Annotated in this window: 30 protein-coding genes; 15 read left to right on the top strand and 15 right to left on the bottom strand. The window is 32.9% G+C overall.

Annotated elements, in window-relative coordinates:
- Positions 1-90: 90 nt before the first annotated feature.
- The 8 genes from sucD to ACFFGL_RS04865 all read right to left on the bottom strand — a co-directional run bounded on the left by sucD (position 91) and on the right by ACFFGL_RS04865 (position 7,426).
- Complete coding sequence (sucD, locus tag ACFFGL_RS04830; protein WP_309728000.1) at positions 91-963, bottom strand: succinate--CoA ligase subunit alpha; 873 nt, start codon at positions 961-963, stop codon at positions 91-93.
- Positions 964-1,027: 64 nt separating this feature from the next.
- Positions 1,028-1,432, bottom strand: a complete 405-nt coding sequence (locus ACFFGL_RS04835) for a nuclear transport factor 2 family protein (RefSeq protein ID WP_309728002.1) — start codon at positions 1,430-1,432, stop codon at positions 1,028-1,030.
- 11 nt (positions 1,433-1,443) lie between these two features.
- The gene (locus tag ACFFGL_RS04840; protein WP_309728004.1) at positions 1,444-2,367 is read right to left on the bottom strand and encodes a UDP-3-O-(3-hydroxymyristoyl)glucosamine N-acyltransferase; all 924 of its coding nucleotides are present in this window, start codon (positions 2,365-2,367) and stop codon (positions 1,444-1,446) included.
- 14 nt (positions 2,368-2,381) lie between these two features.
- Positions 2,382-2,948 (bottom strand): elongation factor P, encoded by a 567-nt coding sequence (gene efp / locus ACFFGL_RS04845; protein WP_309728006.1) that lies wholly within the window; start codon positions 2,946-2,948, stop codon positions 2,382-2,384.
- Between the two features lie 10 nt (positions 2,949-2,958).
- On the bottom strand, positions 2,959-3,741 hold the full coding sequence (lpxA, locus tag ACFFGL_RS04850; RefSeq protein ID WP_309728008.1) for an acyl-ACP--UDP-N-acetylglucosamine O-acyltransferase: 783 nt from the start codon (positions 3,739-3,741) through the stop codon (positions 2,959-2,961).
- 4 nt (positions 3,742-3,745) lie between these two features.
- Positions 3,746-5,152: a bifunctional UDP-3-O-[3-hydroxymyristoyl] N-acetylglucosamine deacetylase/3-hydroxyacyl-ACP dehydratase gene (locus tag ACFFGL_RS04855; RefSeq protein WP_309728010.1), complete on the bottom strand. Its 1,407-nt coding sequence runs from the start codon at positions 5,150-5,152 to the stop codon at positions 3,746-3,748.
- Complete coding sequence (gene lpxD / locus ACFFGL_RS04860; protein WP_309728012.1) at positions 5,145-6,173, bottom strand: UDP-3-O-(3-hydroxymyristoyl)glucosamine N-acyltransferase; 1,029 nt, start codon at positions 6,171-6,173, stop codon at positions 5,145-5,147. Before lpxD ends, ACFFGL_RS04855 begins: the two co-directional genes overlap by 8 nt.
- 23 nt (positions 6,174-6,196) lie before the next feature.
- On the bottom strand, positions 6,197-7,426 hold the full coding sequence (locus tag ACFFGL_RS04865) for an HD domain-containing protein (RefSeq protein ID WP_309728014.1): 1,230 nt from the start codon (positions 7,424-7,426) through the stop codon (positions 6,197-6,199).
- A gap of 35 nt (positions 7,427-7,461) precedes the next feature.
- On the opposite strand from ACFFGL_RS04865, the gene porX reads away from it, so the two are divergent.
- From porX to ACFFGL_RS04900, 7 genes are all read left to right on the top strand, one after another.
- The gene (gene porX, locus ACFFGL_RS04870; protein WP_309728015.1) at positions 7,462-9,012 is read left to right on the top strand and encodes a T9SS response regulator signal transducer PorX; all 1,551 of its coding nucleotides are present in this window, start codon (positions 7,462-7,464) and stop codon (positions 9,010-9,012) included.
- Between the two features lie 5 nt (positions 9,013-9,017).
- Positions 9,018-9,428: a tRNA (adenosine(37)-N6)-threonylcarbamoyltransferase complex ATPase subunit type 1 TsaE gene (gene tsaE / locus ACFFGL_RS04875; protein WP_309728017.1), complete on the top strand. Its 411-nt coding sequence runs from the start codon at positions 9,018-9,020 to the stop codon at positions 9,426-9,428.
- 188 nt (positions 9,429-9,616) lie between these two features.
- Complete coding sequence (locus tag ACFFGL_RS04880) at positions 9,617-9,793, top strand: hypothetical protein (protein WP_309728019.1); 177 nt, start codon at positions 9,617-9,619, stop codon at positions 9,791-9,793.
- A complete protein-coding gene (locus ACFFGL_RS04885) occupies positions 9,786-10,250 on the top strand; it encodes a hypothetical protein (protein WP_309728021.1) in 465 nt (154 codons plus the stop codon). Before ACFFGL_RS04880 ends, ACFFGL_RS04885 begins: the two co-directional genes overlap by 8 nt.
- Positions 10,251-10,307: 57 nt before the next feature.
- Positions 10,308-11,504 carry an alanine dehydrogenase gene (locus tag ACFFGL_RS04890; RefSeq protein ID WP_309728023.1) on the top strand — a complete coding sequence of 399 codons (1,197 nt, stop codon included), beginning with the start codon at positions 10,308-10,310 and terminating at the stop codon, positions 11,502-11,504.
- A gap of 4 nt (positions 11,505-11,508) precedes the next feature.
- Positions 11,509-11,886 (top strand): hypothetical protein, encoded by a 378-nt coding sequence (locus ACFFGL_RS04895; RefSeq protein WP_309728025.1) that lies wholly within the window; start codon positions 11,509-11,511, stop codon positions 11,884-11,886.
- Positions 11,887-11,970: 84 nt separating this feature from the next.
- Complete coding sequence (locus ACFFGL_RS04900; RefSeq protein ID WP_309728027.1) at positions 11,971-12,282, top strand: hypothetical protein; 312 nt, start codon at positions 11,971-11,973, stop codon at positions 12,280-12,282.
- Between the two features lie 19 nt (positions 12,283-12,301).
- On the opposite strand, the gene ACFFGL_RS04905 is transcribed toward ACFFGL_RS04900, so the two are convergent.
- Both ACFFGL_RS04905 and msrA read right to left on the bottom strand, forming a co-directional pair.
- Positions 12,302-12,592 carry a hypothetical protein gene (locus ACFFGL_RS04905; RefSeq protein WP_309728029.1) on the bottom strand — a complete coding sequence of 97 codons (291 nt, stop codon included), beginning with the start codon at positions 12,590-12,592 and terminating at the stop codon, positions 12,302-12,304.
- A 69-nt stretch (positions 12,593-12,661) separates the two neighbouring features.
- Positions 12,662-13,210, bottom strand: a complete 549-nt coding sequence (gene msrA / locus ACFFGL_RS04910; RefSeq protein WP_309728031.1) for a peptide-methionine (S)-S-oxide reductase MsrA — start codon at positions 13,208-13,210, stop codon at positions 12,662-12,664.
- Between the two features lie 133 nt (positions 13,211-13,343).
- Here msrA and ACFFGL_RS04915 point away from each other — a divergent pair, with 133 nt between their 5' ends.
- The 7 genes from ACFFGL_RS04915 (at position 13,344) to ACFFGL_RS04945 (ending at position 20,362) form a co-directional block, all read left to right on the top strand.
- A complete protein-coding gene (locus tag ACFFGL_RS04915) occupies positions 13,344-14,006 on the top strand; it encodes an ABC transporter ATP-binding protein (RefSeq protein ID WP_309728033.1) in 663 nt (220 codons plus the stop codon).
- A 4-nt stretch (positions 14,007-14,010) separates the two neighbouring features.
- On the top strand, positions 14,011-14,775 hold the full coding sequence (locus ACFFGL_RS04920) for a TIGR02757 family protein (RefSeq protein ID WP_309728035.1): 765 nt from the start codon (positions 14,011-14,013) through the stop codon (positions 14,773-14,775).
- Between the two features lie 94 nt (positions 14,776-14,869).
- Positions 14,870-16,099 carry a sensor histidine kinase gene (locus ACFFGL_RS04925; RefSeq protein WP_309728037.1) on the top strand — a complete coding sequence of 410 codons (1,230 nt, stop codon included), beginning with the start codon at positions 14,870-14,872 and terminating at the stop codon, positions 16,097-16,099.
- 65 nt (positions 16,100-16,164) lie between these two features.
- Complete coding sequence (locus ACFFGL_RS04930; RefSeq protein WP_309728039.1) at positions 16,165-18,102, top strand: BatA domain-containing protein; 1,938 nt, start codon at positions 16,165-16,167, stop codon at positions 18,100-18,102.
- A gap of 10 nt (positions 18,103-18,112) precedes the next feature.
- Positions 18,113-19,363 (top strand): dihydroorotase, encoded by a 1,251-nt coding sequence (locus tag ACFFGL_RS04935; RefSeq protein ID WP_309728041.1) that lies wholly within the window; start codon positions 18,113-18,115, stop codon positions 19,361-19,363.
- A 1-nt stretch (position 19,364) separates the two neighbouring features.
- Positions 19,365-19,706, top strand: coding sequence for a DUF4870 domain-containing protein (locus tag ACFFGL_RS04940; RefSeq protein ID WP_309728043.1), 342 nt, complete (start codon positions 19,365-19,367; stop codon positions 19,704-19,706).
- The gene (locus ACFFGL_RS04945) at positions 19,706-20,362 is read left to right on the top strand and encodes an alpha/beta hydrolase (RefSeq protein WP_309728045.1); all 657 of its coding nucleotides are present in this window, start codon (positions 19,706-19,708) and stop codon (positions 20,360-20,362) included. Before ACFFGL_RS04940 ends, ACFFGL_RS04945 begins: the two co-directional genes overlap by 1 nt.
- Here the strand turns inward: ACFFGL_RS04945 and ACFFGL_RS04950 are convergent.
- Both ACFFGL_RS04950 and ACFFGL_RS04955 read right to left on the bottom strand, forming a co-directional pair.
- A complete protein-coding gene (locus tag ACFFGL_RS04950; protein ID WP_309728048.1) occupies positions 20,359-20,859 on the bottom strand; it encodes a hypothetical protein in 501 nt (166 codons plus the stop codon). The two genes, ACFFGL_RS04945 and ACFFGL_RS04950, sit on opposite strands and share 4 nt — an antisense overlap.
- A complete protein-coding gene (locus ACFFGL_RS04955; protein WP_309728049.1) occupies positions 20,859-21,620 on the bottom strand; it encodes an MBL fold metallo-hydrolase in 762 nt (253 codons plus the stop codon). The genes ACFFGL_RS04950 and ACFFGL_RS04955 overlap by 1 nt, the downstream gene beginning before the upstream one ends.
- Positions 21,621-21,722: 102 nt before the next feature.
- On the opposite strand from ACFFGL_RS04955, the gene ACFFGL_RS04960 reads away from it, so the two are divergent.
- Positions 21,723-23,177 carry a TonB-dependent receptor gene (locus ACFFGL_RS04960; protein ID WP_309728050.1) on the top strand — a complete coding sequence of 485 codons (1,455 nt, stop codon included), beginning with the start codon at positions 21,723-21,725 and terminating at the stop codon, positions 23,175-23,177.
- A 65-nt stretch (positions 23,178-23,242) separates the two neighbouring features.
- On the opposite strand, the gene murA is transcribed toward ACFFGL_RS04960, so the two are convergent.
- From murA to ACFFGL_RS04975, 3 genes are all read right to left on the bottom strand, one after another.
- Positions 23,243-24,553 carry a UDP-N-acetylglucosamine 1-carboxyvinyltransferase gene (gene murA / locus ACFFGL_RS04965; RefSeq protein ID WP_309728051.1) on the bottom strand — a complete coding sequence of 437 codons (1,311 nt, stop codon included), beginning with the start codon at positions 24,551-24,553 and terminating at the stop codon, positions 23,243-23,245.
- A gap of 15 nt (positions 24,554-24,568) precedes the next feature.
- Positions 24,569-25,219: a DUF4290 domain-containing protein gene (locus ACFFGL_RS04970; protein WP_309728052.1), complete on the bottom strand. Its 651-nt coding sequence runs from the start codon at positions 25,217-25,219 to the stop codon at positions 24,569-24,571.
- Positions 25,220-25,353: 134 nt separating this feature from the next.
- A complete protein-coding gene (locus tag ACFFGL_RS04975; protein WP_309728054.1) occupies positions 25,354-25,869 on the bottom strand; it encodes a hypothetical protein in 516 nt (171 codons plus the stop codon).
- Between the last annotated feature and the right edge of the window lie 5 nt (positions 25,870-25,874).

Genomic DNA, 25,874 nt, shown 5'->3' on the forward strand with positions numbered 1-25,874 from the left:
GTTAAGTTAAAATAAAAAAGTTCGTTAGAGAGAAGACTCTAACGAACTTTAAACGTTACAAAAATTGAATTATTTTAACAGAATGGTTTTTTAACCTAAAACTTCTGCTACTTTCATTCCTATTTCAGCAGGAGAATCCACTACGTGAATTCCGCTTTCTTTCATAATTTTTTTCTTTGCTTGTGCGGTATCTTCGCTTCCACCAACAATAGCTCCGGCGTGACCCATTGTTCTTCCAGCTGGTGCAGTTTCTCCGGCAATAAAACCAACAACTGGTTTTTTAGAACCGCTTTCTTTGTACCATTTTGCAGCATCGGCTTCTAATTGACCTCCAATTTCACCAATCATTACTACACATTCAGTTTCATCATCATTAATTAATAGCTCAACTGCTTCTTTTGTAGTTGTCCCGATAATAGGATCTCCACCAATTCCAATTGCGGTAGTAATTCCTAAACCTTGTTTTACAACTTGGTCTGCTGCTTCATAGGTTAAGGTTCCAGATTTAGAAACGATTCCTACTTTTCCTTTTTTGAAAACAAAACCTGGCATAATACCAACTTTTGCTTCTCCAGGTGTAATTACTCCCGGACAGTTAGGACCGATTAATCGGCAATCTTTATCTTTAATATATTCTGCTGCTTTAATCATATCGGCAACAGGAATTCCTTCAGTAATAGTAATAATCACTTTTATACCTGCATCGGCAGCTTCCATAATAGCATCTGCAGCAAATGCAGGTGGTACAAAAATAATAGTTGTGTCTGCTCCGGCTTCTTTTACAGCTTCTTCAACAGTATTAAATACTGGTTTATCAAGATGTTTTTGTCCTCCTTTTCCTGGAGTTACTCCACCTACGATATTGGTACCGTATTCAATCATTTGTTCAGCGTGAAAAGTACCTTCACTACCGGTAAAACCTTGTACAATTATTTTTGAATTTTTATCTACTAAAACACTCATAATTTTTTTCTTGGATTTATGCCTTGCAAATGTAAATGTTATAAATGAACTCTAAAAGTTTTTATTATTTTTTTGGGATGAAGGAGAAAATATTTTCTAAACTATCGTCTTCTGGTTGACTTATAATATAGCCTTTATATAATTTTTCATCTTTCATTTCCCAAATCGCGATAAAATGTGCAACGGGAATTTCTTCATCTGGACTTTCAATAGTATTTACATTATATGAAAAACGAATAGTTACGTTGTTATCCTCTTGAAGAAGATGAGTAATATCGCAATTTAAGGATTCAAAAGATTTCCCCATTTCGGAGGACATCTTTTTGAAACTTTCAAAATCAAGTTTATAGAAACCTGTACTACTATTCCAAAAAATTTTCACTTCTGGATGTAGGTAGTTTTTTATTTCTTCTGAATTTGCGTAAAACTCTGACTCAAAAAAATCTTTGACCAATGTTTTTCCGTCCATATAAAAACTATTTATTTTTTTAACAATCTAGGTATTTGCCGAATTGAAGCAGCTTCTCGAAACCACTTTTTTGCTTCAATCGCTGGTGAACCGAAATATTTTTCACCTCCTTTTAAAGATTTACTTACACCTGATTGAGCAAATATTTCTACTTTTTTACCGATTCTTACATCACTACGAATCCCGACTTGACCCCAAATAGTTACCTCATCTTCAATGACCACGCAACCTGCAATTCCTACTTGCGATGCTATTAAACATTTTTTTCCTAAAACGGTATCGTGACCAATGTGTACTTGATTATCTAATTTAGAACCTTCGCCAATAATTGTATCTCCACTTACGCCTCTATCGATTGTACACGATGCGCCAATATCTACATTATTTTGAATTACCACACGACCGCCCGATTTTAATTGATCGAAACCTTCTACTCTATTTTTGTAATAAAATGCCGGAGCTCCTAAAACTGTGTTAGCGTGAATAATTGTATTATCGCCAATAAAGGAATGATCGTAAATAGAAACATTAGAATGAATAACGCAATTCTTTCCAATTTTTACGTGATTTCCAATAAAAACATTCGGTTGAATTATCGTGTTTTCACCAATTTCAGCAGAATCAGCTATATTTTTGGTAGCCTTTTCGAAAGGTTTAAAATAATGGGTAAGTTTATTAAAATCCCGAAAAGGATCATCGGAAATTAATAAGGCTTTTCCTGCTGGACAATCTACTTTTTTATTGATTAAAATTATTGTCGCTGCAGAATTTAAGGCTTTATCGTAATATTTAGGATGATCTACAAATACAATATCTCCTGAGGTTACTACATGAATTTCGTTCATTCCCAAAACTGGAAAATCTTTATCACCAATAAACTCTGCGTCAATAATTGTCGCGATTTGTTGAATTGTATGTGGTTGTGGAAATTTCATGTGAAACTTAGAAATTATTCTTTTATTCTTTCTTTATATGTTCCTTTTTCGGTTTCAACTTTAATTTTATCACCTTCATTTATAAAAAGTGGAACCATAACTTCTGCGCCAGTTTCTACAGTTGCCGGTTTGGTTGCGTTGGTTGCTGTATTTCCTTTTACACCGGGTTCTGTATGCGAAACTTCTAAAACAACGCTTGGGGGCATTTCTACTGAAAGCGGCATATTATCTTCAGAATTTATAATTACGGTTACTACTTCACCTTCTTTTAATAATCCCGGAGCGTCTAATGCAGATTCTAACAATCTAATTTGCGTGTAATCTTCAGTATTCATAAAATGGTAAAATTCGCCATCTTGGTATAAAAACTGAAATTTATGAGTTTCTACACGAACATCATCAATCTTATGTCCGGCGGAAAAGGTGTTTTCAATTACTTTTCCCGACGTTACACTTTTTAGTTTTGTTCTTACAAAAGCAGGACCTTTTCCTGGTTTTACGTGTAAAAATTCAATTACTTTAAAAATATCGTGATTATAACGAATACATAATCCGTTTCTAATATCGCTAGTTGTTGCCATAGTATTTTATTTAATTTGAAAAATAACCTTTCATTACACCGCGTTGAGAATTTTTTATAAATTCTAAAATATCATCTCGTTCGGGTGTAGCTTCCATTTCGGCTTCAATAATAGTAACTGCTTGAGAATTATTATAATTTTTTTGATATAAAATTCTATATATATCTTGAATTTCTCTAATTTTTTCTGTGCTGAAACCTCTTCGGCGTAAGCCAATAGAATTTATTCCTACATACGAAAGTGGTTCACGAGCGGCTTTTACGTAAGGAGGAACATCTTTTCTAACCAATGAACCGCCGGTTATAAATGCGTGACTTCCGATTTTACAAAATTGCTGAACGGCTGTCATTCCCGCAAGGATTACGTGATCTCCTAAGGTAATATGACCCGCTAGCGTGCTATTGTTTGAAAAAATACAATTATCGCCCACAATACAATCGTGTGCAATATGGCAGTAAGCCATTATCCAACAGTTTTTTCCGACTACGGTTTTCATTCTGTCAGAAGTTCCTCGATTAATGGTTACACATTCACGAATAGTGGTATTATCGCCAATTTCGGTTATTGTTTCTTCGTCGTTAAATTTTTTATCTTGTGGAATAGCAGAAATAACCGCACCCGGAAAAATATTTACATTTTTTCCTATTCTCGCGCCTTCCATAATGGTTACGTTAGAACCAATCCACGATCCTTCTCCAATTACTACATTATTATGAATAGTAGTAAAAGGTTCGATCACTACATTTTTGGCTATTTTTGCGCCTGGATGAACATAGGCTAAAGGTTGATTCATACTATTATGATTCTTTAGATTTTACAATTTGTGCCATTAATTCTGCTTCTGCGCAAAGTTTTCCGTTAGCAAACGCGTAGCCTTGCATATGACAAATTCCTCTTCTTATTGGAGAAATTAAATCGCATTTAAATACTAATGTATCACCCGGAACTACTTTTTGTTTGAATTTCACGTTGTCTATTTTCATAAAATAGGTTAGGTAATTTTCGGGATCTGGAACAGTACTTAGAATTAAAATACCACCGGTTTGCGCCATTGCTTCAACTATTAAAACGCCTGGCATTACCGGAGCTCCAGGAAAATGACCTCTGAAAAACTCTTCGTTCATGGTCACGTTTTTACTTCCGATTACATGCGTTTTTGATAATTCAAATATTTTATCGATTAACAACATGGGTTGTCTATGCGGAAGCATTTTCATGATTTGATTCACATCCATTAAGGGTTGTTGCGTCAAATCTACTTGTGGCACTTTATTGCGCTTTTCAGCTTTAATGTGTTTTGCTAATTTTTTTGCAAATTCAGTATTTACAAAATGTCCCGGTTTATTGGCGATTACTCTTCCTTTAATTCGTGTACCGATTAACGCCAGATCTCCAATAACATCTAATAATTTATGTCGAGCAGCTTCGTTAGGATAATGCAATGTTAGATTATCTAAAATTCCGTTAGGCTTTACCGAAATTTCATCTTTATTAAACGCTTTACGAAGTTTCTCCATTGTATCTTGCGACAATTCTTTATCTACATATACAATTGCATTATTTAAATCTCCGCCGCGAATTAGACCGTGTTCTAACAAAGTCTCTAATTCGTGTAAAAAACTAAAAGTTCTTGAATCTGCAATTTCTTCTTTAAATTCCGATAAATCTTTGATAGAAGCATTTTGAGTTCCTAAAACTTTGGTGCCGAAATCTACCATTGTAGTTACCTCGTAATTACAAGCGGGAACTACCATAATTTCACTTCCCGATTTCTCATCAACATAAGAAATGATTTCTTTTACTTCATACTCATCTCTTTCTGCTTCTTGTTCTTCAACTCCGGCTTTTTCTAAAGCTTCTACAAAAAACTTTGCTGAACCATCCATAATTGGCGGTTCGCTTGCGTTCATTTCAATTAAAAGATTATCTATCTCTAAGCCCACACAAGCTGCTAAAACGTGTTCTGAAGTTTGAATGGCAACTCCATTTTTTTCAAGCGAAGTTCCGCGTTGCGTATTTACCACGTAACCGGCTTCTGCAGGAATTAAGGGTTCGCCTTCTAAATCTATTCGTTTAAATGCATACCCGTGATTTTCTTCAGCAGGTTTAAAGGTAATGGTTACATTTTTTCCCGTATGAAGTCCTACTCCGGTTAGGGAAACTTCTTTTTTAATTGTGCGTTGTTTATTTTTAATTTCAGCCATTAGAATTCAACTTTTTGTCTAAGTTATTTAGCTTTTGAATTGATTGTGGTAAATTTTTAAAATGTACGTATGATTTGTTATAATCGCTATAGTTTAAAGCAGGTGAACCTTGCAAGGTTTCATCGTCTTTGACATTTCTACCGATTCCTGATTGCGCTTGAATTCTAACGCGATCGCCAATTGAAATATGACCGACAATTCCTACTTGACCACCGATTATACAATTTTCACCTATTTTGGTTGAACCTGCTACACCAGATTGAGCGGCGATAGCGGTATTTTTTCCGATTTCTACATTATGAGCAATCTGAATTTGATTATCTAATTTTACGCCTTTACGAATAATTGTTGAACCTAAAGTTGCTCTATCGATAGTTGTTCCAGCGCCAATGTCTACAAAATCCTCTATAATTACATTCCCAATTTGTGGAACTTTTTTGTATTCGCCATTTTCATCGGGCGTAAAACCAAAGCCATCTGCTCCAACAATTGCTCCGCCGTGAATTACACAGTAATTTCCTATTTCGGTTTCAGAATAAATTTTAGCTCCTGCAAATACAATTACATTGTCGCCAATAATGGTGTTATCTCCAATATAAGCGTTCGGGTAAATTTTTACGTTATTTCCAAGTTTTACATTTTCCCCTAGATAAGCAAAAGCACCAATATAGACGTTTTCGCCATAGGTTGCGGATTCTGAAATATAACTGGGTTGTTCTATTCCTGTTTTATTGAGTTTTACTTGGTTGTAAAATTCTAATAATTTGGTGAACGCTTTATAAGCATCTTCAACTTTTATAAGCGTAGTAGAAATTTGTTTTTCGGGAAAAAATCCTTTATTGACAATACAAGCGCCTGCTTTGGTATCGTAAATGTAAGATGTGTATTTAGGATTAGATAGAAACGTTAATGATTCTGGAGAACCTTCTTCAATTTTTGCAAGTTGAGAAACTTCCGCTTCTGGGTTTCCTTCAATTTCCCCATCTAGAATTTCGGCAATTTGTGCTACTGTAAATTTCATTCTGACAAAAATAGAAAAAATTGTTAATCTTTTGGTTTAGGATAGCAGATATAATATTTTACTACAGGTTCTGATAAAGCTTCGAGGTTTAATTGGTCTGAAGCTTTAATGACATCGGCAACTTTTCCGTTTTTGTGCAAAATATTAATATTCTCTATATCACTTCGATAAGCAAGGTTTGACACTTTTCCTTTAAAGACAAAATATTCAGCTTCGTGTTTAGAAATGTTATATTTTTCTTGAAGTTTTTGAAGATGCTTTTCGATTTTTTGTGATTCAATTTTATTTTTTTTCAGTTTAACTTTCAGCAAATCGCGATTAATAATCATTTTACAAAGGTTTTGTAATACAAAATCATCGGAAACTGTCCATTCTTTCATCGCAGAAATAATATCGTAATCGTCTAACTTACTAAAGGTATGAAGTGTGTCTTCTGAAAAATTATTTAAATCGATAGAATTTTCTAAAAAATAGACTAAAGCTTTACTTGCGGGAAGTTTTTTTCCTTCACTTACCAATTCTTTCGCTCTTTTTAATACCCGAATTAAAAGTTGTTCAGCTCCTAAACTTGTTTTATGTAAATAAACTTGCCAATACATTAAACGGCGTGCGACTAAAAATTTTTCAACGGAATAAATTCCTTTTTGCTCAACAACTAATTTGTCATTGACCACATTTAACATCGTGATTAAGCGCTCACTGTTGATATTTCCTTCTGCAACACCGGTATAGAAACTATCGCGTTTTAAATAATCTAAGCGATCTACGTCTAATTGACTCGCGATAAGTTGTTTAAAAAATTTGCGAGGATATTCGCCTTTAAAAATTTGAATAGCTAACGTTAAACTTTGGTTAAAGTCAGCATTCATTTTTTCCATAAATTGAAGTGAAATCCACTCGTGACTTACCCCATTTACAATGCTATGTTCCATCGCATGTGAAAAAGGACCGTGACCAATATCGTGCAACAAAATCGCGATTAATAAAGCCTCTTCTTCCTTTTTAGAAATCTCAACTCCTTTAAAACGAAGTACCTCGAGGGATTTTCGCATTAAATGCATGCAACCCAGCGCGTGATGAAATCTGGTATGATGCGCACCTGGATAAACTAAATAAGACATTCCCATTTGAGAAATTCGGCGCAATCTTTGAAAGTAAGGATGTTCAATAACATCGAAAATACGTTCGTTGGGAATGGTAATAAATCCGTAAATTGGATCGTTTAATATTTTGAGTTTGTTACGTGAATTCAAATCGTAAGTTTAATAATAAAAGCAAATATACATATATGAATAACATCAAGGTACTTTGGGTAGACGATGAAATTGATTTACTAAAACCACATATTCTTTTTCTAGAAAATAAAAATTATGAAGTAACCACTTGCCAAAGCGGAATGGAAGCGATTGAAGAGGTTGAAAAACAAAATTTTGATATCGTTTTTTTAGATGAAAACATGCCGGGATTAACCGGTTTAGAAACTTTATCTGAAATTAAAGCCAAACGCAATAATCTTCCGGTAGTAATGATTACCAAAAGTGAAGAAGAATATATAATGGAAGAAGCCATTGGTTCAAAAATTGCCGATTATTTGATAAAACCGGTGAATCCGAATCAGATTTTATTAAGTCTGAAAAAAAATCTTGATCATTCGCGATTGGTTTCAGAAAAGACTACCTCAAATTATCAGCAAGAGTTCAGAAAAATTGCGATGGATATGTCTACCATAAATTCCTGGGAAGGTTGGGTAGAACTTTATCAGAAATTAATTTATTGGGAACTTCAATTAGAAAATATTGAAGACACCGGAATGTTCGAAATTTTAGAATCGCAAAAACAAGAAGCCAATAATCAGTTTTGTAAATTCATTGAAAAAAATTATACAAAATGGTTTGAAAAAGATGCCGAACGACCCTCGATGTCGCATACTTTATTCCGAGAAAAAATAGTTCCAGAACTAGGAAAAGATCAACCTACACTTTTAGTGGTGATCGATAATTTACGATACGACCAATGGCGTGCTTTTGAACCAGTAATCAATAATTATTACAAAAAACAAAAGGAAACTGCTTTTTCCAGTATTTTACCAACCGCTACGCAATACGCAAGAAATGCCATTTTTTCAGGACTAATGCCTGCCGATATGGAAAAATTACATCCTGATTTATGGTTAAATGATACCGATGAAGGCGGAAAAAATATGCACGAGGAAGAATTTTTAAGAGCGCAAATGAAGCGTTTGGGCTTGAATTTTAAAACTGAATATCATAAAATAACGAGTTTAAAAGGGGGTAAAAAATTAGTCGATAATTTTAAATCGCAAAAAGAAAACGATTTAACCGTAGTGGTTTACAATTTCGTGGATATGCTTTCGCATTCAAAAACTGAAATGGAAGTAATTAAAGAATTAGCTTCTAATGACAAATCTTACCGATCGTTAACTGAAAGTTGGTTTAAAAATTCACCTTTGTTAGAAATTATTCAGCAAGCACAACAATTAGGCTTTAAATTAATCTTAACTACCGATCACGGAACTATAAATGCTAAAAATCCATCAAAAGTAATCGGCGATAAAAATACCAGTCTTAACTTAAGATATAAAACGGGTAAAAGCTTAACGTACGAAGAGAAAGACGTAATTGCAGCTAAAAATCCAAAAGATTTTTATTTACCTAGTATAAATATGAGCAGTTCGTTTATCTTTGCGAAAGGAGATTTATTTTTTGCTTACCCTAATAATTATAATCATTATGTAAGCTATTATAGAAACACTTATCAACATGGAGGTGTTTCCTTGGAGGAAATGATAATTCCTTTTTCAGTATTATCACCAAGATAAAAAATATGGAAATAAGCTATTCATTAGAAGAAATTCCGAGTGTAGCCCAAAAAATAATAAAAGCGTCTCCTTGCAAGACGCTTTTATTTTATGGCGAAATGGGTTCAGGAAAAACTACTTTAATTAAAGAAATCGTGAAGCAACTTGGTTCTACCGATAAAGTATCAAGTCCTACGTTTAGTTTAATAAATGAATATCAACTTAAAAAGGAGAAAATTTATCACTTCGATTTATATAGAATAGAAAATGAAAATGAAGTTTTTGATATTGGAATAGAAGAGTATTTAGACGATACAAACTGGCTTTTTATCGAGTGGCCTGAAAAAATAGAAAGTTTACTTCCGAAAGAAAATTGTTCAATATCAATAGTTAAAAAAGGATTTACACAAAGAAAGCTGTTTCTAAAGAAATATTAATTTAACAATACTAAATATTACATTTTAATTTAAAACATTAAATTATAAAATTCTGATAATCAGATATTTAATAATATAAAAATTTGCAAAGGTACGGCAAAGAAAATTCATGAGATTAACAAATTTCTTATTAGGTTTGTACTATGAATTAATCGAAAAATAGTAGAAAACTTAAAAAACTGTTAGTTATGAAATTAAAAAATTTTATCTTCGTTATCGCAATTGCTGGATTTTTAGCAACATCTTGTAGTCCACAAAGTATAGATGAACACACGACAAAAGAAAACATCCAAGGGGACGGTGCATTCCAACCGGGATCGACAAATATTGACAAAGGGGACATCATCATCCCTAGTAATGGGTAGTATAATTGCAGTAATTATTGCTGCAACTCCCTATATATTTTATACTTATAGAAGTTTCCCTGACACAAAAGTTTGGGAAACTTTTTTATTTACATATGAGTCTAATTGGTACCAAAAAATTTCAGTAAGCGTTTGGACAATTATGACCAAATTTATCCCTCTATTATTAATGGTGATTTGGTTTCTTACCTGTAAACATTGGTGGTATCATGTTATTCTTATTCCTACTGGCATGTTTTTTTTCCAATTAATTAGTGTTATTAATGATGATTTGGAATATACAGATGAAGTGGAAATTTGGTATCTTATCCCCATTATGGCTATTATTATTCCGCTAGTCTACTTAATTAGGGCGAAGTTATTTTCTAGAATGCACGGAAATAATTTAGACGATTTTGAAGAAGAACTTAAATCAAAAAAATCGCTAACTTCTCAGCTTAAAGATTTATTTAAATAATTCTTTGGGAATATTCTTAATTTTAGCTTACTTGTAATGAATCTTCAATAGTGATTTATGAATAATCCGGTAAGTCCGTTTAGCCACGCAGAATTGCTTCCGCAAGAAGAAATGCTGGAAATTGAAAGAAAAAAAGGGGAACTTTTTATTGGGTTGCCTAAAGAAACTTCTTATCAAGAAAAAAGAGTTTGCTTGACACCCGATGCTGTCGCAGCAATTACCGCTCACGGCCATCGTGTGCTTATAGAAAGTAATGCTGGAAAAGATGCGAGCTTTACCGATAAAGATTATAGCGAAGCTGGTGCTGAAATTACCAAAAGTACTCACAAGGTTTTTGCTTGTCCAATCATTTTAAAAGTAGAACCGCCTTCAGAAAAAGAATTGGAAATGATGAATCCTCAAACTATTCTCATTTCTGCACTTCAGTTAAAAACCCAATGCAAAAGTTATTTCCAAACGCTAGCGAAAAAAAGAATTACTGCTTTAGCTTTTGAATTTATAAAAGATGAAGATGGAACTTACCCTGCCGTTCGCGCGCTTAGCGAAATTGCGGGTACCGCTTCCGTTTTAATTGCCTCAGAATTATTGGCGAGTCCAACCGGTAGTGGACTGATGTTTGGGAATATCAGCGGAGTTCCCCCATTAGAAGTTGTTATTATTGGTGCTGGAACGGTGGGTGAATTTGCAGCAAGATCTTCCATAGGCTTGGGAGCAAATATTAAAATTTTTGATAATTCACTTACCAAATTACGTACAATTCAGAAAAATTTAGGAAGACCGCTCTATACTTCTACCCTTCAACCTAAAACTTTATTAAAGAGTTTAAAAAGAGCCGATGTTGTAATTGGTTCGGTTAGAGGAAAAAATAGATCTCCGATTATTGTTACTGAAGAAATGGTAGAAGTAATGAAAAACGGATCGGTTGTAATTGACGTAAGTATTGATATGGGCGGTTGTGTAGAAACTACCGAAATTACAAGTCATGATCATCCTACGGTAACAAAACACGGCGTTATTCATTATGGCGTTCCAAATATTCCTTCACGTTATCCGAGAACCTCCTCACAATCAATTAGTAATATTTTTACACCTTATATTTTACATATTGGTGAAGAAGGCGGATTAGAAAATACCTTAAGATTTGATCGTGGTTTACGAAATGGATTGTATTTTTACCACGGAATTTTAACCAATAAATCAGTAGCAGATTGGTTTAATCTCAGTTATCGAGATATCAATCTGTTAATTTTCTAACTTTATGAAATTAGCGCATCGGCTTGGCTACTACTTCAGTGGATTTGTAATAGGAATTATTATTTTATTTTTCTTTCTCAGCGGAAAAAAAACTTCTTGTGATTACGGACCCGACGCGAGGGTGTTAAAAAACATTCGAACTAAGAAATTAGATTATAGTTCAAATGCAGCTCTATTTTTTCAGCAGAATAAAATAGATTCAACTTCTATTTATGCTGTTCTAACGAATGGTGATGTAGATTTTGAAGAAAGTATTACAGATTTAGATAGCTGTAATATTTATGTGATCAATTCAGATAAAGAGAAAAAAAACTTGCAACTTTCCATAAAAAATTGCGATAGTATTGCGACTATTGAACAAGCAAAATTCTTAACGAAATAAAAATTGAATTTTATCCGCTAGTTTTCGTAATCTTTTTTATTATTGCTAAATAAACCGTTAAGCTCATATAAACCAACTTTTAGTATGAAAAGAGTTATTGTAGACTATAAAAAGTTAACTCCAGAAATTTTAAGCCTACTTGTAGAAAAATATCCCGACGGATATGACGATGATCACATCATTGTTTTTAAAAATGCCAAAAATGAAACGATTGAAGCTGTTGAAGTTCGTACAGAAGATTCTATCTATTTGGTAAAAGTAAGTACACGTTTAGAAAATACAATGTCGAAATTCGATGAAGACGATTACGATGAGGATGAACTGACCGAACCAATTGTAGATTTACCTGAACGTAATGAAAATGATGAGGAAGACGAAGATGATGAGGAAGAATAAATTTAATTCTTACATAGTATCATAATGTAGAAGTGCTCTTTTGAGCACTTTTTTGTTTTATAATATAGGAATAAACCCACATTAATGTAAAAGTCGGCACCACATCGGTCCACGGTAAAATTTCTTCCATAAATACAATTACCGAAGCAATTTTCCCCTGTTTGTTAGGATACATATTTTGCATTTGCTTTGTTGCCACGGGAGCCCAAATAATATCCAGAAAAGGACCAATTACAGGAATTGCCATACTTATCATTCCTATTCCGTCAAATAACAAGCCTTTAAAAAGTAAACGATATTTAGAACTCATAAAATTTCTTTTATTATTTAAAGCAAAAAACGCCCATTTCTCAAACTAATTTTTGAATGCTGAAAATTTTTAAGCTGATGTTTTTAATTTATCTGCAAATAATTCTTTTAGCTTCTTCAGTTTTGGATCTATAATTATTTGGCAATATGGCTGTTCAGTATGATTGTTATAAAAATTTTGATGCTCAAATTCAGCTTCGTAGAATGCTGAAGCTTCGGTAACTTCAGTAACTATTCTATTTTCAAAAATTTCATCATTTAATTTTTCAATCATTCCTAAAGCTTCATTTTTTTGATCCTCAGAATGATAAAAAATTGCACTTCTGTATTGTGTTCCTACATCGTTTTGTTGTCGGTTTAACGTAGTCGGATCGTGGGTGGTAAAAAACACCAACAATAATTCTTTATAACTAATTTTTTTCTCATCGTATTGAAGTTGAATTCCTTCTGCGTGTCCGGTTCTTCCCTGCACAACTTCACGATAAGGTGGATTTTTAATTTTTCCGCCCGTAAAACCAGATTTTACATTTTCTACTCCTTCTAAACGTTGAAAAACCGCTTCGGTACACCAAAAACATCCATTCGCAAAAGTGGCTGTTTTCAAGTTTTCATTATTCATAAATTTTTTCATCTAAAATAAAAATTACCAAGCACCAAAACCAATGTTTAACGTTTACTTAGGTCTTGTTTTCAAGTATTGGACAAATTTTCAAGCTTTAAAATGAAGAATTCTGCTATATTTGAAATTAATTATGATTCACGCAAAACACATTCATAAATATTACGACAATTTACACGTGTTAAATGATGTTTCCTTAGACATTGCTAAAAGTGAAATTGTCTCGATTGTTGGCGCTTCGGGTGCCGGAAAAACTACGCTTCTTCAAATTCTAGGAACGCTCGATTTTCCTTCAAAAAATAAAAAAGGCGAATTAATTATTAATGAAACTGATATTTACAAACTCTCGAAAAAAGAACTAGCGAGGTTTAGAAATAATCATATCGGTTTTATTTTTCAATTTCATCAACTTTTACCGGAATTTACCGCCATCGAAAATATTTGTATTCCAGCATTCATCAATAAAACTTCTAAAGCGCAAGCTGAAAAAAGAGCTGAAGAATTATTGGAATTTTTAGGCTTATCACACCGAAAAAACCATAAACCTTCAGAATTAAGTGGCGGCGAACAACAACGGGTTGCAGTAGCAAGAGCGTTAATTAATAATCCTGAAATTATTTTAGCCGATGAACCGTCGGGAAATTTAGATTCTGAATCTGCTGAAAATTTACACCAATTGTTTTTCAAACTACGAGAACAATTTGAGCAAACTTTTGTAATTGTAACGCACAACAAAGAACTTGCAAATATGGCAGATAGAAAATTAACAATGGTCGATGGCGCTATTGTAAATTAATTTTATGAATAAAAAAGAACTCAAAGAGTTTCTAGACTTTAAAACAAAACAATACAATCAACCGGAATTTATTGAAACAGACCCAATTCAAATTCCGCACCAATTCAGTAAAAAAGAAGATATTGAAATTTCGGGTTTTTTAACCGCTACAATCGCGTGGGGAAATCGAAAAAGTATTTTAAAAAATGCGCATCGGTTAATGGAATTGCTCGATAATGCTCCTTTTGAGTTTATTTCACAACACGAAGAAAGCGATCTTGAAAAACTTACCGGTTTTGTACACAGAACTTTTAATGAAATTGATCTTTTTTATTTTCTAAACGCGCTTCAGCATATTTATAAAAACCACGAAGGTTTAGAAAAAATTTTTACTACACACGCAACAAAAAGTGATTTGCAACTCGCTATTCACGAATTCAAGAAACTCTTTTTTGAACTTCCACATTTACCACGAACACAAAAACACGTAAGCGATCCTCTAAAAAATTCTGCTGCAAAACGTATAAATATGTTTTTACGTTGGATGGTAAGAAACGATGACCAAAATATTGACTTCGGAATTTGGAAAAATATTTCTCCCGCTGCGCTTTCTTGTCCCTTAGACATTCATAGTGGAAATGTAGCGCGAAAATTAAACCTACTTTCCCGAAAACAAAACGATGCAAAAGCTGTGAAAGAATTAGATACAAATTTGCGAAAACTCGATAAAAACGATCCCGTAAAGTACGATTTTGCTCTCTTCGGATTAGGAGTTTTTGAAAAATTCTAACCTTAAAAAGTTTATCTTTTATTGTTAATATTATCTTAAAATAACCTATCTTTGAAGAGATAATTCCTGCTGGGAAAATGAAGAAAGATAGCTTATGCAAGTTCCGCAAATACCTTATAATGAAAGAGAAAGACTAGAATCTTTATACAAACTAAATATTCTAAATACACCACCAGAAGAAGAATATGATAATTTAACTCGTCTAGCGAGCGTTATATGCAACGTTCCGGTAGCATTAGTTAGTTTAATTGATAAAGAAAAGCAATGGTTTAAATCTAAAATAGGAACCGATCTTTGCGATACCGATAGAAATCTTTCCATTTGCGCGCACGCCATTAATGCTCCTACAGAAATTATGGAAATCCCGAATACGCAAAAAGATATTCGGTTTAAAAATAATTCCTTATTAAAAAATCCAAAAGGGCCAATTATTTTTTATTGCGGTGTTCCGTTAAAAGATAAAAACGGAAATGCTGTGGGAACTTTATGTGTAATCGATCATAAGGAAAATAAACTCAGCCACGAACAAAAAGTTTCGCTTCAAGCGTTAGCGCATCAAATTGAAAAATTATTTGAACTTCGGGAGCAAAATTTACATTTACGAGCGGTTCAGAAAAATCTTGAGGAACAAAATGAATTGCTGAAAAATTTTGCCGGAATTGTTTCGCACGATATGAAAATGCCGCTCACCAGTATGATTGTTACAACCGATATTTTACGCGCAAAATATGCCGATAAATTAGACGATCAAGGCAAAAAATATCTAGGCTATTTAAAGCAAAGTTCATTTAAGTTAAGCGATTATATTTCCAGTATTTTAACGCATTATGAAACCGATAAATTAACCGACGAGCATCCGCAAGAATCGTTTTATTTAAATCATTTTTTAGAAGAAATAATCGATTTATTTAATATTGAAGAAAACTGCGAAATCAATTTTCCTGAAAACGATATCGAAATTACCTGCAACCGAATCGCTTTAGAGCAAATTATTTTAAATTTGATCGGAAACAGTTTAAAATACAATGATAAAGATAAAATTGTAATTGATTTTGATTGCTATGAAGATGCAAAACATTATCATTTTACAGTTTCCGATAACGGAATGGGAATAGAAGAAAAAAAACAAAAAGAAGTTTTTAATTTATTTTCTACCGTTGCAAGTTCAGATCGCCATGGAAATAAAGGCAACGGGATTGGACTTTCTACGGTTAAAAAATTGGTTACCAATCTTGGCGGAACAATTTCTGTAACTTCTGAAGTTGGTAAAAACACCCATTTTCATTTTTCAGTAAAGAAAGACCTTCATAAAAAAATAGCCTAAAAGTCGAGGTTTTTAAACATCTTTCCTTTTCATTTTCTATATTTGAAAAACCTAGAACAAAAGGAATGCAATTTAAAAACCCAGATTTACTTTATGCGCTGTTATTACTTGTAATTCCTATAATTGTTCATCTTTTTCAGCTTCGAAAATTTAAAGAACAAGCCTTTACCAACGTAAAATTTTTAAAACGTGTTAAGCTTCAAACTCGAAAAAGTTCGAAACTTAAAAAATGGCTTATTCTTTTTACAAGATTATGTGCTTTAGCAGCTATAATTATTGCATTTGCACAACCTTTTATTCCGCAATCTTCGGTTGCTACACAAAAAAAGGAAACTGTTATTTATTTAGACAATTCATTTAGTATGCAACAGCAAACCCAACAAGGCGAGCTTTTAAAAAACAGCGTACAAGAACTGCTTCAAAATATTCCGCCAGATCAAGAGTTTACGCTTTTCACGAACAATACTACTTTTAGAAAAACGAATTTAAACGCGATTAAAAATGAATTATTACAACTAGATTACGCCAATAATTCCTTTACTTTTTCTGAAGCTTATTTAAAAGCGCAACAAGAATTTTCAAAAAACGAAAGCTCGGTTAAAAACTTTTTGGTGCTTTCTGATTTTCAACAAAAAAACATGATCGATTTTCCTGAAATCTCGCCAACTTATAAGGTGAATTTTATTCCGCTGCGCACAGAAAATAAAATAAACTTCAGCATCGATAGTGTTTATATTCAGAATAAAAATTTAGACAATATCAATTTAAGCGTTGTGCTTAGCGCAAATTCGGCTACCAATAAAACCTTACCGGTTTCCTTATACAATCAAAATAATAAGCAATTAATCGCTAAAAGTAGCGTGGCTTTTGAAGATGAAAAAAAAGCGGAACTTCAATTTACAATTCCAGCAAATAAATCGTTACGAGGAAAAGTAAGTATCGAAGATGAAAGTCTTTTTTACGACAATTCATTTTATTTTACTATCGCTAAACCTGAAAAAATTAGCGTTGCGGCAATTTCTAATGAAAACGATAATTACATCAACAGAATTTTTAGCAACGAAGAAGAATTTCAGCTTGAAGTTTTTAAAAATGATGAAATCAACTATAATAAAATTGAAAATGCCGATTTTATTATCCTTAATGAATTGGAAACTATTCCCAATGGTTTAGAAAATATTTTAAAGAAACATCTTGAAAAAGGTGGCGTTTTGAGTATAATTCCGTCAACTGAAATCAATAATTCCAATTATAACAATTTATTGAAGCTTTTAAATGCCGGACAATTTTCTGCCGGTTTGCAAGAAAATTTAAAGATCACCAAAATAAATTTTTCGCATCCACTCTACTCCAACGTTTTTAATGCTGAAGTTGATAATTTTGAATATCCGAGCGTAGAAAAAAATTACAACTTTCAACATACGGGAAATAATATTTTAAGTTACAATAACGGAAGCGCTTTTTTAGCTGAAAAAAATAATACGTATATCTTTTCGGCGGCGATTAATAAGGAAAATTCAAATTTTAAAAATTCACCTTTAATTGCGCCAACATTTTATAATATGGCGAAACAGAGTTTGCAATTACCCAAACTTTATTTCTCGATGGAAAAAACAAACACGTTCGATGTTCCGGTGAATTTAGCGAACGACCGCGTTTTAAAAATTGAAAATGCTGAAGAAAGTTTTATTCCGCGGCAGCAAAAATTCACCAATAAAGTGCAAATTACAACAAATGAACTACCCGAAAAAGCAGGACAATTTTCTGTAATTAATGAAAATGACACGTTGCAAAAGTTGAGTTTTAATTTCAACCGAAATGAAAGCGATTTAAATTTTTCTCAGCTCGATTCGTTTAAAAATATTACGGTTTCAAATGATATTGCTTCCTATTTTTCTGAACAGAGAAGTAAGAATGAAATTGACCAACTTTGGAAATGGTTTGTTATTTTTGCATTATTATTTCTAGCTATAGAAATGTTGCTATTAAAATTTTTAAAATAAACCTCGCTGCATGAAAATTTGTATTAAATCTGCAACCCTTGTAATTCCGGGGCATTCGCTTCATCAAAAAAAGCGCGATGTTCTTATTGAAAACGGAAAAATTGCTGAAATTGCCACAAGCATAAAAACTTCAGCAGATCAAGAAATTAAGGAAAAAGATTTGCATCTTTCGTTGGGTTGGTTCGATAGCAGCGTGAGTTTTGGCGAACCGGGTTACGAAGAACGCGAAACCTTAGAAAACGGTTTACAAACCGCCGCAAAAAGTGGTTTTACCGAAATTGGCTTAAACCCGACTACATTTCCGGTGAGCGATAGTAATTCGGCGATTTCCTTTTTCCATCCGTATTCAGAAAAATTTGGTGTTAAAATTCATCCAATCGGTGCGCTAACCAAAAAAAGTGAAGGAAAAGATTTAGCCGAACTTTTTGATATGAAAAAAGCCGGCGCGATTAGTTTTGGGGATTATAAAAAACCAATTCAAAATCCGAATTTATTAAAAATTGCTTTGCAATATGCACAAGGTTTTGATGGCTTAATTCAATCGTTTCCGCAAGAAAATGCCATTGCAAGAACCGGTTTAGTAAATGAACACGACCAAAGCACAAAATTAGGATTAAACGGAATTCCAAATTTAGCTGAAGAATTACAAGTTGCCAGAGATTTATATTTATTGGAATATACTGGCGGGAAAATTCATATTCCAACTATTTCTACGGAAGGCTCGGTAAAATTAATTGCTGAAGCCAAAAAGAAAGGTTTAGATGTAAGTTGCAGCGTGAGTATTCATCATTTATTTTTTACCGATGAAGTGTTGAATGAATTTAATTCGCGCTACAAAGTTTTACCACCCTTACGAACAGAAAGCGATAGAAAAGCGCTACTGAAAGCGGTAAAAAACGGAACAATCGATTTTGTAACGAGCGATCATTTTCCAATAGATATTGAACAAAAAAAGGTAGAATTTGAAAATGCAGCTTTTGGAACCATCGGTCTAGAATCTGCTTTTGGAGCTTTAAACAAATTAGTAGGTTTAGAAAAAGCTATTGAATTATTAACTGGCGGAAGAAAACGTTTTCAACTAAAAGAACCTGAATTTAAAGATGGCGAACAAGCGAATATCACGCTCTTTAAGCCGAATGAAAAATTCAACTTTTCCGAAGCAAATATTTTCTCTTCTTCAAATAACAGCATTTTCTTAGAGCGAGAATTAAAAGGAAAAGTTTTCGGAAGTTTTGCTTACAATAAATTAACACTAGCCTAAAATGAACTATCCAGACGACGAGCATATTCGCCAAAAAGGAAAATCTACCGCAACGGTTGCTTACATAACTTTTGTGGGTGCAATTATTGCAATTTTCATGAATATGGAACCGAAAAATAAATTTTCAAGTTTTCATATAAAACAAGCTATAGGAATTCATTTAATGTCCTTTTTAATTGCGCCTATTGTAAGTGGATTTAATAGTTTACTGATTTCTATTCCGTTTTGGATTTTCTTTTTCGCCTTGTGGATTTATGGTTTTTTAGCAGCGTTGCAAGGAAAAATGAGTTTACTTCCAGTCGTTGGAAAATATTTTCAAAAATGGTTTAATAAATTAGCATAATGATTACAAAAGATCTTTCGTTAACACATATTGTAAGACCTTCAAATTTAATAGAAAAAGCACCCGTAATAATTTTATTGCACGGTTACGGAAGCGACGAACATGATTTATTCTCGTTTGCGGCCGAACTTCCTGAAAAATATTTAATCGTTTCGGCAAAAGCACCGATGAAAATGATGCCTTATGGAAATGCTTGGTACGAAATAAATTTTAACGCCGGTGGAGATAAATTTACTGACGATGAACAAGCAATTGAATCGCGTGATTTAATCGTGAAATTTATAGACGAAGTAGTCGAAAATTATTATGCTGATGAAAATGAAGTTACACTGCTAGGTTTTAGTCAAGGTGCTATTTTAAGTTACGCGGTAGCACTTTCTTTCCCCGAAAAAATTAAACGCGTAATTGCGTTAAGCGGTTATATTCACGAATCGATTTTTAAAGAAGATTACGAGAAAAATGATTTTAGTGATTTGAAAATTTACGCTTCGCACGGTTCTGTAGATCAAGTGATTCCTGTAGAATGGGCGCGAAAAAATAAACCATTTTTAGATAACTTAGGTATTGAAAATTCGTACAGTGAATTTCCGGTTGGTCACGGTGTAAATCCACAAAATTTTATGGAATTTAAAAATTGGCTAGAAAAGAATAGTTAGTTTTTAGGATAAATAAAAGCATCTACCGTTTCCAAGAAAATTTCATCATTATCATCTATAAAATAGCTAATAATCGCTTCACCCCAGTAAACGCTATCGGTAAATTCGGCTAAAACCCATTTATGATTTAAAATCTTAATGCGGTTTACCCTAAATTTTCCTTCCATTCCGCTATATGGAATAAGTTCGTTATCGGCATCGACTTTATTTCTACTAATAATTTCAGCCTCTACCCTACTTTTTATATCGGTAATATCGTAGTTTAAGTTTTCAAAATAGGTGCGCGCTTTATCATTGGTTTCTAATGAAAATCCATCGGTTTGTGCGGTATTTTCTGGTACTTCATTTTTTTGCAAAAGTGTAAGACTATCAACTTCTTTTTCTAAGGAAGTGATTTTTTCTTCTTGAACTTCAAATGTCTTTTTTACATTGGCATATTGAAAAACAATATATAAAGCCGCAAATAAAAAAAGGTACATAAAAATTTTACCCTTCATTATATTTCTATTTTTAAATTATCGTATGCTAAATGAACGCCTTTTGGCAATTTCGCTTCCACTTCATCGTGAAAACCTAATAAATGACTAATATGCGTAAGATAAGCTGTTTCTGGCTGAACTTTTGAAATAAACGCTAAGGCTTCTTCTAGATTAAAATGGGAATGATGTGGTTCAATTCTAAGCGCGTTAACCACTAAGGTTTTTACACCGGTCAGTTTTTCTATTTCTTCTTCAGCAATGGTTTTCGCGTCAGTTATATAAGCAAAATCATCAATTCTATACCCAAAAACCTGTAATGAATTATGCATTACATTTATCGGAATAATTTTTTTTTCATCAATTTCAAATGCTTCATTTTCAATTTCATTTACCGATAAATGCGGAGCGCCGGGATATTTATTTTCCACTTCAAAAACATATTCAAATCGTTTTTTTAGCGCCTTAATTACCCGTTCATGTGCGTAAATTGAAATATCGCCTTGCCGAAAGTAAAACGGACGCACATCATCTAACCCAATAATATGATCGTTATGTTCGTGCGTAAATAAAATACCGTCAATTTTATCGACATTATTTGTGAGCATCTGTTGTCTAAAGTCGGGACCACAATCGATCACCACCTTATGATCATCCCATTCTAATAGAACCGAGACGCGTAAACGTTTATCTTTAGGATTTTCACTTAAACAAACGGGATGCTTACTTCCTATAATCGGAATTCCTTGCGATGTACCTGTTCCTAAAAATGTAACTTTCACCTTTTAAATTTGTCACAAAAGTAATTATATTTTTTTGTATAGCTGCCTAAATCCTTACCTTTGATAAGAGACTAAATTAGATCAATAAATTTCGATAATGTTATGCCAATAACCATTATGGGTGATAAGGAATTTGAAAATGTTCCTTCCATTAAAAGTAAAGCCCTTCGCATTAATTTAAATGAAAATATTTACGGAACTTTTTCTGAAATTGGTGCCGGGCAAGAAACGGTAAGAAATTTTTTTAGAGCGGGTGGCGCATCAGGAACGATTGCTAAAACCATGAGTGCTTACGATAAAGATTTTAGTGATGCTATTTATGGAGTTGAAGCCGATAGACGTTATGTTACCGAAGCTCGTTTAAAAAAGATGCTTTCGCACGAGATGCGTTTAATTGAAGAACGAATCGATAGGAAAAAGCATCCGAATAAATTATTTTTCAGCTATGCGAACACCGTAGCGACTATAGATTTCACAAAAAAATATAAAGGCCACGGTTGGGTAGGAATTCGCTACCAAGTAAAACCAGGTCACGAGTATAACGATATAATTTTGCACGTTCGTTTTCACGAAAACGATGCACGATTACAGCAAAACACCTTGGGTATTTTGGGTGTTAATCTTATTTATGGCGCGTATTATAAATATGATAATCCAAAAAAATTACTTCGCTATTTATATGATCATATCGATAAAGATCAAATAGAGATTGATACCATAAACTTTTCAGGACCTCAATTTGAAGATATTGACAATCGTTTAATGAGTCTTCAATTAGTTAAAAACGGAATGACCGAAGCAGTAATGTTTGCGCCCGACGGAAATAACGTTTTACCTGCGAAAGTGCTTTATAAAAAAAATGTGCTCGCCTTACGCGGAAGTTTTAGACCGGTTACAAAGGTGAATATGGACATTTATAAGAATTCTTTAGAACTCTTTTTAAACGAAAATAGAGTTAGAAAAGATAATACCATTTGTATTTTCGAAATTACACTTTCCAATTTGCGTTCTGAAGGAGAAATAAATGAAAAAGACTTTATGGATCGTGCAAAATTATTATGTGCGCAAGGGCAAACAGTAATGATTTCCAACTTCCAAGAATATTACAAAGTTGTTGAATATTTCTCTAATTACACCAAAGAACGCATGGGATTAGCGATGGGGGTTAACAATCTCATCGATATTTTTGATGAAAAATATTATCGCCATTTAAGCGGTGGAATTCTGGAAGCTTTCGGGAAATTATTCTTTAAAGATTTAAAAGTTTACCTCTATCCTTTTAAAGATAAACGAACCGGAGAAATAACGAATAGCGATAATCTAAAAGTTCATCCTAGAATGAAAGAATTATATAAATTCTTTAAATACAACGGAAAAGTTGTGGATATTAAAAATTACGATGATTCTATTTTAAATGTTTTCTCTAGAGAAATTCTTCAAATGATTACCGATGGAAAACCCGGTTGGGAAGAAGCTTTACCAAAAGATACCGCTAAAATGATAAAAGAGCAAAATCTATTTGGTTATAAAGAACGGAAAGAGAAACAAGAAGCATAAATCAAAAAAAGCAGGAAGTTTTAATTCCTGCTTTTTTTATATAGTTTTATAAATATAAAGAGTAATTAAATACGTGTGATTTTTGCACCCAATGCTCTTAATCGACCATCGATATTTTCATAACCGCGGTCGATCTGTTCAATATTATGAATTGTAGAAGTTCCCTTTGCTGATAAAGCGGCAATTAACAAAGAAATTCCAGCTCTAATATCTGGACTTGTCATGGTTGTAGCTTTTAATTTAGATTGAAAATCATGACCAATTATAGTAGCACGATGCGGATCACAAAGAATAATTTTCGCGCCCATATCAATTAATTTATCGACAAAAAACAAGCGACTCTCAAACATTTTTTGATGAATTAGAACACTTCCTCTTGCTTGTGTTGCCACAACCAGCATTATACTCAACAAATCTGGCGTAAAACCTGGCCAAGGCGCATCGCTAATATTCATGATAGAACCATCAATAAAACTTTGTACTTCATAACCTTTTGTATGCGCCGGAATATGAATATCATCACCTTTTTGTTCTATAGTAATTCCTAATTTTCTAAAGGTAACCGGAATTAACCCTAAATTATCCCAACTCACATTTTTTATGGTAATTTCACTTTTCGTCATCGCCGCTAAACCAATCCACGAACCGATTTCGATCATATCCGGCAAAATGTTATGATGACATCCGTGAAATTCTTTAACACCTTCAATCGTTAATAAATTTGAACCAATTCCAGAAATTTTAGCGCCCATAGCAACCAACATCTTACAAAGTTGTTGAATGTAAGGTTCGCAAGCGGCGTTGTAAATTGTGGTAGTTCCTTTGGCTTGAACAGCCGCCATAATAATATTTGCCGTTCCGGTTACCGAAGCTTCTTCAAGCAACATATAAGTTCCTTTTAGACCTTTTGGCGCTTCTACACCGTAAAAACGTTCTTCTTTATTGTAACGAAATTTGGCTCCTAATTTTATAAATCCTTCAAAATGGGTATCTAACCTTCTTCTTCCTATTTTATCGCCTCCGGGACGTGGAATGTATCCTTTCCCAAATCTTCCTAACAAAGGACCAACAATCATTATGGATCCACGTAAACTGCTTCCTTCTTCTTTAAAAAGTTTACTTTCTAAATATTCAAGGTTTAAATCATCACCTTGAAAGGTATAACTTCCGTGACCTAATTTTTTAATTTTTACGCCTAAATTTTCTAAAATATCAATTAATTTATTGACATCTCGAATATTGGGAATATTGTCTATTCTAACTTCTTCTGAAGTTAATAAAACAGCGCATAAGACTTGTAATGCTTCATTTTTAGCGCCTTGCGGTTGTATCTCTCCCTTAAGTTTTTGTCCGCCTTCAATTTGAAAAGTAGCCATGGAATTCAGAAAATTTTAGTAACGTTTTCTACCGCGATTGCGATTTCCTTTTTTGTTCGATTTATGATTAGATTTAGTATGACGCTTGCTTGCCGTATTTTTTATTAAATCTGAAGCTTCGGTAAGATCTTCATCTTTTTTATTCAAATTAATTTTACCGCCACTTAACTCAAATAAATGATCGAAAATAACTTTATCATCTACAGAATCACGGTTCCAATTGAGGTAACACTTTTTCATATGGTTGGCAATGGTGAAAATTAGTGCTTCCTTTAAATCACCATCTTCCCACTTTGTCGCCACATCGATCATACGTTTTATATTATTTCCGTAGAAACGATATTTCGGGTGATTTTGCGGATATTCTAAACCAGCAGGTGGTTCTTGCAATTTTTCTTTGGAAGGTTTAGGGAATGGCGATTCCACATCTAATTTAAAATCGCTAATGATAAAAAGTTGATCCCATAATTTATGTTGAAAATCGGGAACATCACGCAAATGTGGATTTAAATTACCCATTACATCTATAATGGCTTGAGCAACTTCATTGCGTTCTTTATCATCTTCCAAACTTACGGCGTGTTCCACCATTTTTTGGATGTGTCTTCCGTATTCAGGAATAATTAATTTACTCCTTTCTGAATTGTATTCTAAATCGTATATCAAAATTGAAATTTAATAGGTAATTGTTAATTTGAAGTAATAGCATTCGCTAAGCGCAAAATACTAAAAATTTTCAAGTTGAGTTTAATTCTAATGGAAAATAACTTTTATTTAAAGTTATTTATTAAGATTACAACTTAACCTAATTCTATTTCTAGCTGTCTTCCTACTTTTGAAGCTTTTCGATCTTTATTCATTCCAATAATAAGTCCGGAAATTATAGGTAATCCAACCGTTAACGTTATACCTATAATTACTGCTGTTAAGAAGCCAAAAATTGATTCTAAACCAAAAACTGCTATTTTATTAAAAAATTTACCCCATAATAAACTTAATGGCAAACTAAAAATTGCCATAAAAAGGAAGAGAAACTTTTCTTTATAATGATTTCTAGGAACTAATTTGTGATTTTCTTCTAATAAAAGAAGAATTTCTTTTTGACAATTTCTTAATACTTTTAAATACTTTTTTTCTGGAATAGTAACTGCTTTTGAATTTAATTTCTCCAAATGCTTATTAATAGTTTCTTTCGTGTTTTCAGGTAAATCTTTTTTATTCAGTTCAATTAATAGCTGTTGAAACTGATAAAGAAACTCTTTAAGTTTTTTATTAGTAAAATGCTTACGATTACGTTGAATATTTTTAATTTCCATAGTTA

Source organism: Mesonia maritima (assembly GCF_042433895.1).
GTDB lineage: Bacteria > Bacteroidota > Bacteroidia > Flavobacteriales > Flavobacteriaceae > Mesonia > Mesonia maritima.

Bases quoted from the DNA above. Each gene is read 5' to 3' on its own strand.
- ACFFGL_RS04840 (WP_309728004.1), bottom strand. From the start codon at position 2,367: ATGAAATTTCCACAACCACATACAATTCAACAAATCGCGACAATTATT.
- ACFFGL_RS04855 (WP_309728010.1), bottom strand. From the start codon at position 5,152: ATGGCTGAAATTAAAAATAAACAACGCACAATTAAAAAAGAAGTTTCC.
- ACFFGL_RS04905 (WP_309728029.1), bottom strand. From the start codon at position 12,592: ATGAGTTCTAAATATCGTTTACTTTTTAAAGGCTTGTTATTTGACGGA.
- ACFFGL_RS04975 (WP_309728054.1), bottom strand. From the start codon at position 25,869: ATGGAAATTAAAAATATTCAACGTAATCGTAAGCATTTTACTAATAAA.
- tsaE (WP_309728017.1), top strand. From the start codon at position 9,018: ATGGAAATAAGCTATTCATTAGAAGAAATTCCGAGTGTAGCCCAAAAA.
- ACFFGL_RS04880 (WP_309728019.1), top strand. From the start codon at position 9,617: ATGAAATTAAAAAATTTTATCTTCGTTATCGCAATTGCTGGATTTTTA.
- lpxD (WP_309728012.1), bottom strand. From the start codon at position 6,173: ATGAAATTTACAGTAGCACAAATTGCCGAAATTCTAGATGGGGAAATT.
- ACFFGL_RS04940 (WP_309728043.1), top strand. From the start codon at position 19,365: ATGAACTATCCAGACGACGAGCATATTCGCCAAAAAGGAAAATCTACC.
- ACFFGL_RS04945 (WP_309728045.1), top strand. From the start codon at position 19,706: ATGATTACAAAAGATCTTTCGTTAACACATATTGTAAGACCTTCAAAT.
- ACFFGL_RS04920 (WP_309728035.1), top strand. From the start codon at position 14,011: ATGAATAAAAAAGAACTCAAAGAGTTTCTAGACTTTAAAACAAAACAA.
- ACFFGL_RS04835 (WP_309728002.1), bottom strand. From the start codon at position 1,432: ATGGACGGAAAAACATTGGTCAAAGATTTTTTTGAGTCAGAGTTTTAC.
- ACFFGL_RS04900 (WP_309728027.1), top strand. From the start codon at position 11,971: ATGAAAAGAGTTATTGTAGACTATAAAAAGTTAACTCCAGAAATTTTA.
- ACFFGL_RS04915 (WP_309728033.1), top strand. From the start codon at position 13,344: ATGATTCACGCAAAACACATTCATAAATATTACGACAATTTACACGTG.
- sucD (WP_309728000.1), bottom strand. From the start codon at position 963: ATGAGTGTTTTAGTAGATAAAAATTCAAAAATAATTGTACAAGGTTTT.
- ACFFGL_RS04890 (WP_309728023.1), top strand. From the start codon at position 10,308: ATGAATAATCCGGTAAGTCCGTTTAGCCACGCAGAATTGCTTCCGCAA.
- ACFFGL_RS04930 (WP_309728039.1), top strand. From the start codon at position 16,165: ATGCAATTTAAAAACCCAGATTTACTTTATGCGCTGTTATTACTTGTA.
- msrA (WP_309728031.1), bottom strand. From the start codon at position 13,210: ATGAATAATGAAAACTTGAAAACAGCCACTTTTGCGAATGGATGTTTT.
- ACFFGL_RS04925 (WP_309728037.1), top strand. From the start codon at position 14,870: ATGCAAGTTCCGCAAATACCTTATAATGAAAGAGAAAGACTAGAATCT.
- ACFFGL_RS04935 (WP_309728041.1), top strand. From the start codon at position 18,113: ATGAAAATTTGTATTAAATCTGCAACCCTTGTAATTCCGGGGCATTCG.
- ACFFGL_RS04895 (WP_309728025.1), top strand. From the start codon at position 11,509: ATGAAATTAGCGCATCGGCTTGGCTACTACTTCAGTGGATTTGTAATA.
- ACFFGL_RS04950 (WP_309728048.1), bottom strand. From the start codon at position 20,859: ATGAAGGGTAAAATTTTTATGTACCTTTTTTTATTTGCGGCTTTATAT.
- porX (WP_309728015.1), top strand. From the start codon at position 7,462: ATGAATAACATCAAGGTACTTTGGGTAGACGATGAAATTGATTTACTA.
- ACFFGL_RS04885 (WP_309728021.1), top strand. From the start codon at position 9,786: ATGGGTAGTATAATTGCAGTAATTATTGCTGCAACTCCCTATATATTT.
- ACFFGL_RS04960 (WP_309728050.1), top strand. From the start codon at position 21,723: ATGCCAATAACCATTATGGGTGATAAGGAATTTGAAAATGTTCCTTCC.
- efp (WP_309728006.1), bottom strand. From the start codon at position 2,948: ATGGCAACAACTAGCGATATTAGAAACGGATTATGTATTCGTTATAAT.
- murA (WP_309728051.1), bottom strand. From the start codon at position 24,553: ATGGCTACTTTTCAAATTGAAGGCGGACAAAAACTTAAGGGAGAGATA.
- lpxA (WP_309728008.1), bottom strand. From the start codon at position 3,741: ATGAATCAACCTTTAGCCTATGTTCATCCAGGCGCAAAAATAGCCAAA.